This is a genomic window from Aeromicrobium sp. CnD17-E, from assembly GCF_024124745.1.
Lineage (GTDB): Bacteria > Actinomycetota > Actinomycetes > Propionibacteriales > Nocardioidaceae > Aeromicrobium.
This window is the reverse complement of record NZ_JAMXRU010000039.1, coordinates 1-12,345: the sequence shown is the minus strand read 5'-3', so window position 1 is coordinate 12,345 and position 12,345 is coordinate 1. Positions and strand designations below refer to the sequence as shown.

Genomic DNA, 12,345 nt, shown 5'->3' with positions numbered 1-12,345 from the left:
CCCCATCATCGGGCCCGCGCCGTCGAGCCTGCGACCGCCCTGTCAGCCGGGTGCGCCCTCGGCCTCGGACGGGTCGACCGTCGACCGGCCGTGCGGGCTCCCCGGCGGCGTCTCCGTGACCTGCTCGGCCGCCCGACGCAGACGCTTGTCGCCGTACATGTCGAGGTCGGCGTGCCGCAGGGCCTCCGGCCCGCCCGGCGCGATCCCGATGCTCAACGTCACCTGCTCGCCGGCCGCCCAGCGCCGGCGTACCTCCTCGAGCCGCTGCCGCGCGCTCGACTCCTCCTCGTCGAGCACCACGACGAACTCGTCACCGCCCGTGCGGAACACGTCGCCCACGCCGGCCAGGCTCGTCGACAGCAGTCCGCCGAGCCTGCGCAGCAGGTCGTCGCCGGCCAGGTGGCCGTGGGTGTCGTTGAACCGCTTGAACCCGTCGACGTCGATCACGGACACCGTCGAGCGACCGGAGGACGTGTCCAGGCGACAGACGAGGTCGCGTCGGTTGAGCACGCCGGTGAGCGGGTCGGTGCGCGCGAGGCGTTCCAGCTCGGCCCGTTGCTCGTGGAGGTGCGTGATCAGCCGGGCGGGCAGCTCGGACACGATCACCCACATGACGGCGGTCGCCGCCGTCCGCTGCAGCACCGATCCCTCCAGCCCGCCCCACGCGACGACGAAGGCCGGCACGGCAGGGACCATGAGCCACAACGAGCGCCAGGGCGGCTGCGTGAGCCCTGCGAACACGAACGCCATGCTGATCAGCCCCGGCACGAGGCGCGCCGCGGCCGGCGCGTCGACCCCGACGAGGCCGTACACGACGCACACGGCCGCAGGCCACAGCAGGAGCGTCGAACGACGCCGCCAGCAGCCCGACCGGAGGCAGACCATCAGCACCAGCGCGGCGAGCGGGGGAGCGACGAGCAGGGCCACCGGTGTCGGGCTGCCGGACGGTGTGCTGGTCGCCGTCGTCACGGCCAGCACGACCGACTCGACGAACACCGCGACCGCGCCGCAGACGTGCCAGACCCGCAGGTCCCAGGCGCCCGGGCGCCGCCACGGCGGTCGCTCCGCCGGTCCTCGTGCTGTCCCCGATCGTCCGTCGGGCGTCCTCACGGGTTCACGCGGTAGACCTTGACGCTGTCGACGACGTAGTCGAAGGCGTCCTTGGTGTGCTGCTGGTCGGGCATGCCCCAGTAGGACGAGCCCACCTGCATGTTGAGTCGGATGTTGAACGGGCTGTCGAACGCGGTGCGCGCCCACGGCACGTCGTCGACCGGGATCGTCGACAGCACCTGGTCGTCGTAGGTGAACTGCATGCAGTCCGGCGTCCAGTTGAAGCCGTAGGTGTGGAAGCCCTCGTACACGCCGGGCGTCCGCGTCGCCCAGTTCTGGTGCGCCCACGAGTACCACTCGCCGCGCTGCTTGCCCAGGTTCGTGTCCTCCCACAGCGTCGTCGTGTAGGAGCCGGCGGGGTTCCAGCGCTGCGTCGACTCGCCGCCGTACGCCTCCATGACGTCGATCTCGCCGTTGGTGCGGTCACCGCGCAGCCAGAAGGCCGGCCAGACGCCGCGGGTCATGGCGCGCGAGGTCGGCAGCTTGGCCCGCATCTCCCAGCGTCCGTACTTCTGGGAGAACGTCCCGACGGTGTCGAGGTAGCCCGTGTCGTACCACCGCTCCCTGACGCCGCTGGAGACGGACGCCGGGGTCGAGCGGCGGCGTCCCTCGATCGTGAGGGTCCCGTCGGACACGTCGACGGCGTCCTTCGTCACGTACGCCGCGTCGAAGGAGAGGTGCGTCCGGTCGCGCACCCGCCACTTGGTGGTGTCGAGGCTCGTCCCGTCGAACTCGTCGGCGAAGCTCAGGGTGCGGCGCTGCGGCGAGTTCAGGTCGTCGCAGGTCCGGGTGGTGCTGCCCGGTGGCGTCGGCTCCGGCGTGGGGGTCGGGCTCGCCGTCGGCGTGGGTGTCGTGGGCTCGGGTGTCGGGCCGGGGTCGGTCGGGGTCGGTGGCGTGGGCGTCGGCTCGGACGGCGTCGGCTCGGGGGTCGGCGTCGACGGCGAGGTCACCGTCACGTCCGCACCGCGGAACCGCAGGGCGGCGCCCCGCGGGAGGTCCTCGCCGCGATAGACGACCCGGACACGGCTGCCCGACCGCTCGGTGCGCAGCTGCGCCCCCAGCCAGGCCCAGTCGGTGACGGCGTCGCGGGAGCCGCTGAACGACTGCACGACGTCGCCGTCGCGCCCCACCTCCTGCAGGGTCAGGCGCACGGGGCGCGCGCCGCCCACCGTCGACACCTGGCTCGCGACGTGCACGAGCGACCCGGCCTCCAGGCGGTCGCCCGAGCGTCGGGAGGTGGCCGTGACCGTCCCGCTCCTGCTGGCGCGCACCTGGCAGACCCGGTCGGGCGCGTCGACCCCGGAGACCTGGGCGTTCGACGACGTCGTCCAGCCCAGTCCGCCGGAGCGGCAGCTGCTGTTCGGCACCCACTCGCCGGCGCGGCCCGGCGGCAGCACGGCGCTCACACGCACCGGCCGCACGAAGAAGCGTGCGTGCCCGCGCGTGCGGGTGTGCACCGGACGGACGGCGATCCGGCTGCCCTCGTGCGCGATGGTCAGGGTGGTGGAGACGGTGCGGTACCTCCAGCTGCCGGGCACGGCGTGCCCCGTGACGATGCGGGTCGCGCCCGACGTGCGTCGTTCGGTGACCCGCAGGGCCAGCCGGCCTCCCCGCAGTCCCGACGCCATCGGTGCCGTGACCGTGACCCGGGTGCCCGCGGGGAAGGCCAGCAGGCTGGAGCTGCTCTGCGCCGCGACGTCACGGGTGCGGCGTGAGTGGTTCTTGACGACGAGCGCACGGCGCGACGAGCGCTGCTGGACCGCGAGACGGGCACGGTCGCCGGGGTGCCAGGACGCGCGGCCCGCGGAGAAGTCGTGGTTGCGCAGGACCTGCGCCGTCGTGGGGGAGGTCGTGGCCGAGGCGGACGTCGTCGTGGCCGGCCCCGGGTCGAGGGAGCGTGCGGCTCCGCCGCCGAGGGCGGCCGAGGCCGGAGCGGCCATCGCGCCGACCACGAGCACCCCCGACAGGAGGTGGATGCCGATACGCGGCACCCACCTCCCGGGGGCGATGGTGCGTTCTCCCATGACGTGCCACCTTGGTGTTCTTCTCCCTGGCGCAGCACGCGGTCTCCCGTCCGCGACGCTGCTCGTGGGACGAACTCAACCACAGGTCGGGACTTTGGTCCTGATTTAAATTGAGAATCTTTGGGACAACGTCCCGAGGCGGGCCGGGACCCGTGCTCGACGGCCTTCGGGACACCCGCTCAGGTCGGCAGCAGACGGCCCACGAACGCCTCGAGCTGGGCGATGGTGCTGCAGGCGTGCATGGGGACCACCTGGGCGTACTCGGGTGCCACGGAGTCACCGAGGCCCCACCGGGTCGGGTGCTCGGGGTTCAGCCAGAACGTGCGACGGGCCCGGTCCGCCACCGCGGCGAGGGCGGGCAGCCCGAGGGGCTGGTTGTTGTTGCGGGCGTCGCCCAGGACCAGCACGCTCGTGCGCGGACCGACGGCGTCGAGGTGGTGCTCGGCGAAGTCCGCGAACGCCTCGCCGTAGTCGCTCGAGCCGTGCCAGGAGGTCACGCGCGCCTCCGCCGCGATGCGCTCCGCCAGGTCGCCCCCGTCCTTGACGATGTCGGTCACCTCCGCGGTGGCGTTCACGAAGGCGAACACGCGCACCTTGCTGAACTGGTCGCTCAGCGCACGGACGAGCAGCATCGTGAACGCCGAGAACCCTGCCACCGAGCCCGACACGTCGCACAGGAGCACGAGCTCCGGACGCCCCGGGTGCGGCCGGGCGTGGACGGGCACGATCGGGACGCCACCGGTCGACAACGCCTTGCGCATCGTCCGGCGGACGTCGATGCGTCCACGCTGCGACGCGCGTCGCCGGGCGGACAACCGCGTCGCGAGCCGACGTGACAGGGGCCCGACCGCCACCCGCAGCTCCTCGAGCTGCTGACGGTTCGCGCTCAGGAAGTCGACGTGCTCGCTCGTGCTCCGCACCGCGTGCCGCAGGATCGTGTCGCGCCCGCGCGACTCCGCCGTCCGACGCCGAGCCTCGGAGGCCACCATCTGGCGGAACGCCTCCACCAGCCGCCGGACCTCGTCACGCTCCAGACGGTCCGTGAACGGCGCGTCGGCGGCGTCCCCGCCGCCGGACTGCGCGGCAGGACCCTGCGGCCCGCCGGGTCCTCGACCCGACCCCGCCCCTGAGCCCCCCTGGCCCGACGCACCCTCGCCACCGGCGCCGCGCATGGCGAGGGCCCGGGCGATCGCCGTCTGCGGAGCCAGCCTGTCGAGGGTCTGGAACGCCGACCAGCCCGTGCTGCCGGTCCCGGGCGTCCCCACCGTGCCCAGCGCGTCGACGGCCAGCTCGGCGAGCTGCTCGAGCGTGCGCAGGTCACCCTCTGCGAGGGCCATGACCAGCAGGTCCCGCAGGTCCTCGGTGTCGAGCGGCCCGTCGTGCTCGGCGACGCTCGCCGACGCGCCCACGCCCGACGGGAAGAACAGGTCGAAGGTCATGTCGAAGACCTCTCGCTGACCACCGCGCCGCACCAGCGCGGCCGCCAGGCCCTCGCGCAGGAGCGCCCGGTCCTCGAGACCGAGCACGGTCGCCACCTGTCCGGCGTCGACGACCTCGCTGGTGCCCACCCGCATGCCCTTCGACCGCAGGGCGGTCGCGAACGCGACGAGCCGGCCGGCGAGGTCCTCGCCGACCGCAGCCGTCCCGCTGACGTCGTCCACGCGGCCGCTCAGACCTCGAGCGCGGCGCCGACGTCGAGCGTCTCGCGCGCCTTCTCGATGTCCTCGTGGTGCTTCAGCACGACACCGAGCGTCTGCTGCACGGCGTCGTCGTCGAGCCGGCCGCCGAGGGCGAGCAGCGTCTGCGCCCAGTCGATGGTCTCCGAGACGGAGGGCGTCTTGCGCAGCGGCATCGCGCGCAGGGCGTTCACCACCCGGACGAGCGACGCCGACACCGCGTCGTCGAGGCCCGGAGCCTTGAGCTCGACGATGCGCCGCTCCAGCTCGGGGTCGGGGAAGTCGACGTGCAGGAACAGGCAGCGTCGGCGCAGCGCCTCAGAGAGCTCGCGCGTGGCGTTCGAGGTGAGCACGACGAACGGGCGGCGGGTGGCGCGGATCGTGCCGAGCTCGGGCACCGTCACCTGGAAGTCGCCGAGCACCTCCAGCAGCAGCCCCTCGATCTCGACGTCGGCCTTGTCGGTCTCGTCGACGAGCAGCACGGTGGGCTCCGTCCGGCGGATCGCCGTCAGGAGCGGACGAGGGAGCAGGAACTCCTCGCTGAACACGTCGGTGCGGGCCTCGTCCCACGACTCGTCGCGGCCGGCGGTGATGCGCAGCAGCTGCTTCGCGTGGTTCCACTCGTACAGCGCCCGCGCCTCGTCGACACCCTCGTAGCACTGGAGCCGGACCAGCTCGGCGTCCTGCGAGGCCGCGACGGCACGGGCGAGGTCGGTCTTGCCCGTGCCCGCAGGCCCCTCGACGAGCAGCGGCTTGCCGAGCACCGAGGCCAGGTAGACGGTCGTGGCGATCGCGTCGGACGCGAGGTAGCCCTGCTGCGCCAGGCGGTCCTTGACGTCCTGCACCGAGCTGAAGTTGGTCGTGGCCATCGTGCCCCTTCCGGCGATCGTGCCTACCATCGTGCCGTGGGAGCTTTCGAGGTCGTCCGCGAGGTGCCGATGGAGCCCGCCGAGGTCTTCGCGCGGCTCACCGACTGGGAGCGTCACGGGGAGGCCGTGCCACTGACGCGGATCCGTCGGACGGAGTCCGGGTTCGTCGCCCGCACCGGCGTGGGGCCGCTCGGCTTCGACGACGTCATGGACGTCGTCGCCTGGGACCCGCCCCGCTCGTGCCGCATCGAGAAGCGCGGTCGGGTCGTGAAGGGTTGGGCCGAGGTGCACGTGGAGCCCACGCCGCACGGGTCGCGCGTGGTGTGGCGCGAGGTCGCGCACACGGTGGGCGTCCCACGCTTCGCGGCACGCCTGGAGGAGGCCGCAGGTCGCCGGCTGTTCGGCCGCGTGGTCGACCACCTGCTGCGCACCTAGACTGCCCGCATGGGCACCAGCGAGCAGTCGTACACCGCCGAGGCCGAGGCCCTGGAGATCTGCCGTGACCTGATCCGGCTCGACACCTCCAACTACGGCGACGGCAAGGGACCGGGCGAGCGCAAGGCGGCCGAGCACGTCGCGGCCCTGCTGGCCGAGGTCGGCATCGAGTCCGAGATCGTCGAGGCCGCTCCGGGTCGGGCGAGCGTCGTCGCCCGCTGGGGCGACCAGACCTCCAGCCGCGACGGCCTGCTCGTGCACGGCCACCTCGACGTCGTCCCGGCGCAGGCTGCGGACTGGACGGTCGACCCGTTCGCCGGCGAGGTCGCGGACGGGTACCTGTGGGGCCGCGGCGCGGTCGACATGAAGGACTTCGACGCCATGCTGCTGTCGGTCGTGCGCGCCCGTCAGCGGGCCGGCGCCGTGCCGGAGCGTCCCGTCACGCTCGTGTTCACCTCCGACGAGGAGGCCGGTGGGCGCGAGGGCGCCCACTGGCTCGTCGAGCACCGTCCCGACCTGTTCGAGGGCTGCACCGAGGCGATCGGCGAGGTCGGTGGCTTCTCCCTCGAGGTCGGGGGACAGCGGCTGTACCTGATCGAGTCCGGCGAGAAGGGCATCAGCTGGATGCGCCTGCGGGCCCGTGGCACGGCCGGGCACGGCTCGATGCGACAGAGCGACAACGCGATCACGCACCTGGCGCAGGCGCTCGCGGCCATCGGCGAGCACACCTGGCCGGCGACGCCGGGACCGTCGATGCAGCTCCTGCTGGCGAAGATCGCCGAGCTCACCGGCGACGACGCGCAGGACCCCGACGCGCTCCTCGAGCACGTCGGCCCGGCGATCCGCATGCTCGGTGCCGGCCTGCGCAACTCGACCAACGCGACCATGCTCGAGGCGGGCTACAAGCACAACGTCGTGCCGGGGGAGGCGGTCGCCTACGTCGACGGCCGCTACCTGCCGGGACACACCGACTCCTTCCTGCCCGCCGTGCAGGAGATCGTCGGCGACCGCGTCGACGTGGAGCCCTACATCGTCGACCGGGCGCTGGAGTACCCGTTCCGCGGCGACCTCGTCGACGCGATGACGGTGGCCCTGCACGCCGAGGACCCGGACGCGCACGTCGCGCCCTACCTGATGTCCGGCGGGACGGACGCCAAGGCGTGGGACAAGCTCGGCATCACGTCCTACGGGTTCACGCCGCTGCGCCTGCCCGGCGACCTCGACTTCACGGCACTGTTCCACGGCGTCGACGAGCGCGTGCCGGTCGACGCCCTGGAGTTCGGGGCACGGGTCTTCGACCGGTTCCTCGACCTCGCCTGAGGCCGCGATCCCAGCGAAAGATCGTCTAGAGCGTCGCGCGGACGCGGATGATCTTTCGTCGCAGTCGGACGGTGCGGTGGCCCGAGCGGTCCTTGCGGAGCCGGTCGATCTCCCAGCCCTGGAACTCCGCCGCGTCGGTCAGGAGCCGGCAGACGGCGTTGCGCGACTGCGTCCGCGGGATCGAGAAGTCCCAGAACTCGTACTCCACGGCACCTCGTCGCATGCTCACCTCTCGTCCTCCCAGGCGTGGGGCGCGGACACGTCGTCCAGCGCCGCGATGATCTCCGTCGGCAGCTCGAGCGCGTCCGACCCCAGGGCGGTGCGCAGCTGCGCGGTGGTGCGCGCGCCGACCAGCGTGGAGGCCACGGTCGGTCGGTCGCGGACCCAGGCGAGCGCCACGTGGGCCGGTGCGGCGTCGAGTCCCTCCGCGGCCCGGACGACGGCGTCGACGACAGGCGCCAGGTCGGGGCCGAGGTACGGGGCGACGAAGCCGCTCCACTGGCTGGAGGCCGCCCGCGAGTCCGCGGGGGTGCCGGTGCGGTACTTCCCGGTCAGCACGCCGCGCGCGAGCGGGGACCACGCGAGGTGGCCGAGCCCCAGGTGCTCGGCCGCGGGGACGAGCTCCTCCTCGACGGTGCGGTTGAGCAGCGAGTACTCGACCTGGTGGGCGACGAGCAGCGGTCCGAGCGTGCGCGCCGCCGTCGCCGCCGCCAGGCCCACCTGCCAGCCGGCGAAGTTGGACAGGCCGACGTAGCGGACACGGCCGGTCGTCACGGCGTGCTCGAGGGCAGACAACGTCTCCTCCCATGGCGTCAGCGGGTCCCAGGCGTGGAGCTGCCAGAGGTCGAGGTGGTCGGTGCGCAGCGCGCGCAGCGACGCGTCGAGCTGGGCGAGCAGGTGGCCGCGGGAGGCGTCGGTGACCGCGTGGCCCCGCCGGAACCCGACGACGCCCTTGCCGGCCAGCACGACCTGGTCGCGGACCCCGCGCTTGGCGACCAGGTCGCCGACCAACGCCTCGGCCCGGCCCTCGCCGTAGACGGGAGCGGTGTCGATGAGCGTGCCGCCGGCGTCGAGGAACGCGTCGAGCTGCTCCTCGGCCTCGACCTCGTCGACCTGGGAGCCGAAGGTCATGGTGCCGAGCCCCAGCCGCGAGACCCGCAGCCCCGAGTGACCGACCTGACGCTCCTGCATGCCAGCACCCTAGACCGCAGGTCCACACCGGAGGTCTAGGCTCGCAGGGTGGATGTCCTGCGATCTGTCGTGCTCGGCCTCGTCCAGGGGCTGACGGAGTTCCTGCCCATCTCCAGCAGCGCGCACCTCGCGATCGTGCCGCGCTTCCTCGGGTGGGACGACCCGGGCGCGGCGTACACGGCCGTCGTCCAGATCGGCACCGAGCTGGCGGTGGTCCTGTACTTCTGGAAGGACATCTGGCGGATCGGCACCGGGTGGCTGCGAGGCCTCGTCTCGTCGGACGCCCGCGCGCTGCCCGAGTGGCGCATGGGCTGGTTCGTCATCGTCGGCTCGATGCCGATCGTGCTGCTCGGGCTCGCGCTGGAGAGCCTGATCGACCGGCAGTTCCGCAACCTATGGGTTATCGCCACGATGCTGATCGTGCTCGGCGTCGTGCTGGGCGTCGCGGAGCGTGTGGGACGGCGGACCCGACCGATCGAGCAGCTCACCTGGACCCACGCGGTGGCCCTGGGCCTCGCGCAGGCGGCCGCGGTGGTCCCGGGGGTCTCCCGGTCGGGCGCGACGATCAGCATGGGTCTGCTGCTGGGCTACGAGCGCGCAGCGGCCACCCGCTTCGCCTTCCTGCTCGCCATCCCCGCGGTGGTGGGAGCCGGTCTCTACAAGCTCAAGGACGTGCCGGGCGGCGAGAACGCCTACGGCTGGGGGCCGACGCTGATCGGCACCGTCGTCTCTTTCGTGGTGGGCCTCGCCGTCATCCACTGGCTCCTGCAGTACGTGAGCAAGCACTCGTACGCGCCGTTCGTCGTCTATCGCATCGCGCTCGGCACGCTGGTGCTCGCGCTCCTGGCGTTCGGGGTCATCGGCGCAGGCGTCTCGGCGTCGGTCTAGCGGCTGCGACCTCCCAGACGTCGTCCTAGGGTCGGGACATGGCCCGTCCCACCGCGCTCGTCACCGGAGCCACGCGAGGCATCGGCCGCGCCGTGGCCGAGGACCTCGCCCGCACGCACGACGTCGTCCTCGTCGGACGCGACGTCCAGGAGCTCGACGCGGTCGCGTCCGGTCTGGAGGGCTCCAGCGTCCTGGCGCTCGACGTCGCCGACGCCGCCGCGGTCGACGCGGCGTCGTTGCCGGAGCGCCTCGACGTGCTCGTGCACGCGGCCGGCGTGGCGGTGAACGGCACGGTCGGCGAGGTGACGCGCGACGACTGGCGCTCGGTGTTCGAGGTCAACGTCTTCGGCGTCGCCGACCTGACGTCTCGGCTGCTGCCCACGTTGCGCGACGGGGGAGCGACGGTCGTGCTCGTGAACTCGGGCGCCGGGTTGTTCTCGACGCCCGGCAACGCGGTGTACTCGGGCAGCAAGTTCGCGCTGCGCACCTTCGCCGACTGCCTGCGCGAGGAGGAGCGTGAGCACGGCGTGCGCGTCGTGTCCGTGCACCCGGGCATCGTCGACACGGCGATGGGCCGTCAGGTGCTGGAGCGCGGCGACGGCGGTCACCCGGAGCGGATGATCCAGCCGGCCACCATCGCCGCAGCGGTGCGCGTCGCCGTCGACGCCCCGCCCGAGGCGCAGTTCGAGACCATCTCCGTCCGCCCGACGCTGGACCCGAAGGGCGACTGAGGACGTGCACCTTCGATAGCGTGCGGCGCATGCGACGGCGACGCGACGAGTGGGCGGTCGAGACCGCCGGGCTCTCCGACGACGCGCGAGCCGATATCGTCAGGGCCGTCCTACGCGTCGTCCGGCCGATGGCCGACCGCTTCCAGACCGACGTCCCCTGGGACGTCGCACGCGGCTGGCCGGTCGCCGTACGGGACGCGGCCCAGGTGCTGTCGCCGGAGTCCCGCGGCTACGCCTGCACGGGGTGGCGGGACGCCAGGGACGCCACCCAGTGGGAGGCCTACGAGCTCCTCGCGCCCTTCGCGTACTCCTCCGACGTCTGGGACGCGCGGAGCGTGGAGCTGGCCTCGGTGTGCGACGAGGGGACCTCCGTCACCGTCCGGGCGGCCGGCGACCTGCACGAGCAGCTGCTCGCCTCGCTGGGCCCCCTCACGCCTCCCGGGTCTCACGTCCTGCGGCCTCGGTGACGGTCCCTGCTGCGGGAGCCGGCGTCACGTCGTCACGATGCGCGCCCTGTCGGGGCCGCTCTACAGCCACCCCGACCGCTTGAAGCGCCAGTAGATGTAGAGGCAGAGGCTGCCGATCACGGCCAGGCACAGCGGGTAGCCGAGGTGCCACGAGAGCTCCGGCATGTAGCGGAAGTTCATGCCGTAGATGCCGGCGATCGCGGTGGGGACGGCGAAGATCGTCGCGCCGGCGGTCAGCTTGCGCATGTCCTCGTTCTGCTGGACCGACAGCTGGGCGAGGTGCGCGTTCAGCGCATTGTCGAGGAGGTGGTCGATGGCGTCGATCGCCTCGGCCGCCCGGGCGAGGTGGTCGGCGATGTCGCGGAAGTAGGGGCGCGCCTCCTCGGGGACCGCGACCGTTGCGAAGCGATGGACCGGCTCGCGCAGCGGCAGCACCGCGCGCCGGAACTCCAACGTCTCGCGCTTGAGCCGGTAGATGCGCGTCGAGTCGCTGGTGCGCTCGGTGGAGAAGACCGACGTCTCGACCTCCTCCACGTCCTGCTCCAGCTCGCGTGCGACGTCCTCGTAGTGGTCGACGATCGTGTCGATCACGGCGTGGAAGGCTGCCGTGGGCCCGTGCGACATCGCGCCGTCGACCGACTCGGCGCGTCGACGGGCCTCGCGCAGCGACTCGCCGCCGTGGCGGACCGTCAGCAGGAACCTCTCGCCCAGGAAGACGTTGACCTCGTGCGTGCGGATGTCGTCGTCGCTGTACGTCACGCTGCGCAGCGAGGCGAACAAGTGGTCGGAGTACCGCTCGACCTTCGGCCGCTGGTGCGCCTCCAGCGCGTCCTCGACCGCCAACGGGTGCAGCGAGAGTGCCGACGCGACCCGGGACAGCTCGTCGACGCGCGGGTTCGCCATGCCGATCCAGATGAACTCGTGGTCCTCCAGGGCGTCGAGCGCCTCGCGGAGCGACTGCTCATCGTGGGCGGTGTCCTGGCGGACGCCGTCGCGGTAGGTGGCGCAGTCGACGATCACGCACACATTCTGGACCACCCACGGTCCCCGCACGCGCGACGCGCCCCGCGGTGGTCACCGCGGGGCGCGTGGCCGTCCCGTCGTCCAGCGCCGGCGTCGGGTCAGCGCTGGTACCGCGGGGGCTCCTGGGGGCGTTGCCGGCCGATCTCGCCGCCCTGGCGCCCGCCGAACGGACGACCGTGGTCGGCGAACTCGTCGCGCACGTAGGTCAGTCGCCACGGCCCGACCTCGATCCGCGCGCCCGTGCGCAACGTCTGCACCGGGAGCTCACGACCGTTCACGAACGTCGGGGTCGCCCGCCCCCGCGCGCCGATCACGTACTCGTCGTCGTCCGTGCGCGTGACGACGGCCTGCAGCTCGCTCGTGTCGTCGAGCACGAGGTCGCAGCCCTCGCCGGCGCCGATCGACGTCTCCCCGAGGGCGAGGTGATGCACCCGCACCTCGCGCGCCATCGCGGGGACGCGCGTGTCGGAGAGGTAGAGGCGGGGGTGGCCGCCGCCGTACGGGTCGTGGGTGGTCGTCACCCGACGTCGTGCCCACGGCGCGGTGGGCAGGTCCGGCCAGGCGACCGGCGGCGGCACGTCGAGCGCGTCGCCGCCGCTCGTCAGGGCGCG

Annotated in this window: 13 protein-coding genes; 5 read left to right on the top strand and 8 right to left on the bottom strand. The window is 72.9% G+C overall.

The window, feature by feature from the left end; translation table 11 throughout:
• Positions 1-42: 42 nt before the first annotated feature.
• The 4 genes from NH339_RS18855 to NH339_RS09360 form a co-directional block, all read right to left on the bottom strand.
• Positions 43-1,110: a GGDEF domain-containing protein gene (locus tag NH339_RS18855; protein WP_253024715.1), complete on the bottom strand. Its 1,068-nt coding sequence runs from the start codon at positions 1,108-1,110 to the stop codon at positions 43-45.
• Positions 1,107-3,134, bottom strand: coding sequence for a family 16 glycosylhydrolase (locus NH339_RS09370; protein WP_253024713.1), 2,028 nt, complete (start codon positions 3,132-3,134; stop codon positions 1,107-1,109). Before NH339_RS09370 ends, NH339_RS18855 begins: the two co-directional genes overlap by 4 nt.
• Before the next feature lie 179 nt (positions 3,135-3,313).
• Positions 3,314-4,795, bottom strand: coding sequence for a VWA domain-containing protein (locus tag NH339_RS09365; protein WP_253024711.1), 1,482 nt, complete (start codon positions 4,793-4,795; stop codon positions 3,314-3,316).
• Positions 4,796-4,803: 8 nt separating this feature from the next.
• Positions 4,804-5,679, bottom strand: coding sequence for a MoxR family ATPase (locus tag NH339_RS09360; RefSeq protein WP_067857533.1), 876 nt, complete (start codon positions 5,677-5,679; stop codon positions 4,804-4,806).
• Positions 5,680-5,715: 36 nt separating this feature from the next.
• On the opposite strand from NH339_RS09360, the gene NH339_RS09355 reads away from it, so the two are divergent.
• On the top strand, positions 5,716-6,114 hold the full coding sequence (locus NH339_RS09355) for an SRPBCC family protein (protein WP_144433738.1): 399 nt from the start codon (positions 5,716-5,718) through the stop codon (positions 6,112-6,114).
• Positions 6,115-6,123: 9 nt separating this feature from the next.
• Positions 6,124-7,434, top strand: a complete 1,311-nt coding sequence (locus tag NH339_RS09350) for a M20/M25/M40 family metallo-hydrolase (protein ID WP_253024709.1) — start codon at positions 6,124-6,126, stop codon at positions 7,432-7,434.
• A 25-nt stretch (positions 7,435-7,459) separates the two neighbouring features.
• Here the strand turns inward: NH339_RS09350 and NH339_RS09345 are convergent, their stop codons facing one another.
• The gene (locus tag NH339_RS09345; protein WP_253024734.1) at positions 7,460-7,657 is read right to left on the bottom strand and encodes a DUF5703 family protein; all 198 of its coding nucleotides are present in this window, start codon (positions 7,655-7,657) and stop codon (positions 7,460-7,462) included.
• 2 nt (positions 7,658-7,659) lie between these two features.
• Positions 7,660-8,625 carry an aldo/keto reductase gene (locus NH339_RS09340; protein WP_253024707.1) on the bottom strand — a complete coding sequence of 322 codons (966 nt, stop codon included), beginning with the start codon at positions 8,623-8,625 and terminating at the stop codon, positions 7,660-7,662.
• A gap of 48 nt (positions 8,626-8,673) precedes the next feature.
• Here NH339_RS09340 and NH339_RS09335 point away from each other — a divergent pair, with 48 nt between their 5' ends.
• Genes NH339_RS09335 through NH339_RS09325 form a run of 3 tightly spaced genes read left to right on the top strand, consistent with a single transcriptional unit; the run spans position 8,674 to position 10,711 of the window.
• Positions 8,674-9,513, top strand: coding sequence for an undecaprenyl-diphosphate phosphatase (locus NH339_RS09335; RefSeq protein WP_253024705.1), 840 nt, complete (start codon positions 8,674-8,676; stop codon positions 9,511-9,513).
• 38 nt (positions 9,514-9,551) lie between these two features.
• Positions 9,552-10,244, top strand: coding sequence for an SDR family oxidoreductase (locus tag NH339_RS09330; protein WP_253024703.1), 693 nt, complete (start codon positions 9,552-9,554; stop codon positions 10,242-10,244).
• Positions 10,245-10,273: 29 nt separating this feature from the next.
• Positions 10,274-10,711 (top strand): hypothetical protein, encoded by a 438-nt coding sequence (locus NH339_RS09325; RefSeq protein ID WP_253024701.1) that lies wholly within the window; start codon positions 10,274-10,276, stop codon positions 10,709-10,711.
• Between the two features lie 60 nt (positions 10,712-10,771).
• Here NH339_RS09325 and corA read toward each other — a convergent pair whose 3' ends face one another.
• Positions 10,772-11,731 (bottom strand): magnesium/cobalt transporter CorA, encoded by a 960-nt coding sequence (corA, locus tag NH339_RS09320; protein WP_253024699.1) that lies wholly within the window; start codon positions 11,729-11,731, stop codon positions 10,772-10,774.
• A gap of 101 nt (positions 11,732-11,832) precedes the next feature.
• Positions 11,833-12,345, bottom strand: a 513-nt coding sequence (locus NH339_RS09315; protein ID WP_253024697.1) for an FHA domain-containing protein, incomplete at its 5' end; no start/stop codon positions are given.

Coding starts and splice junctions, on each gene's coding strand:
- NH339_RS09340 (WP_253024707.1), bottom strand. CDS start 8,625: ATGCAGGAGCGTCAGGTCGGTCACTCGGGGCTGCGGGTCTCGCGGCTG.
- NH339_RS09325 (WP_253024701.1), top strand. CDS start 10,274: ATGCGACGGCGACGCGACGAGTGGGCGGTCGAGACCGCCGGGCTCTCC.
- NH339_RS09345 (WP_253024734.1), bottom strand. CDS start 7,657: ATGCGACGAGGTGCCGTGGAGTACGAGTTCTGGGACTTCTCGATCCCG.
- NH339_RS09370 (WP_253024713.1), bottom strand. CDS start 3,134: ATGGGAGAACGCACCATCGCCCCCGGGAGGTGGGTGCCGCGTATCGGC.
- NH339_RS09330 (WP_253024703.1), top strand. CDS start 9,552: ATGGCCCGTCCCACCGCGCTCGTCACCGGAGCCACGCGAGGCATCGGC.
- NH339_RS09360 (WP_067857533.1), bottom strand. CDS start 5,679: ATGGCCACGACCAACTTCAGCTCGGTGCAGGACGTCAAGGACCGCCTG.
- NH339_RS09350 (WP_253024709.1), top strand. CDS start 6,124: ATGGGCACCAGCGAGCAGTCGTACACCGCCGAGGCCGAGGCCCTGGAG.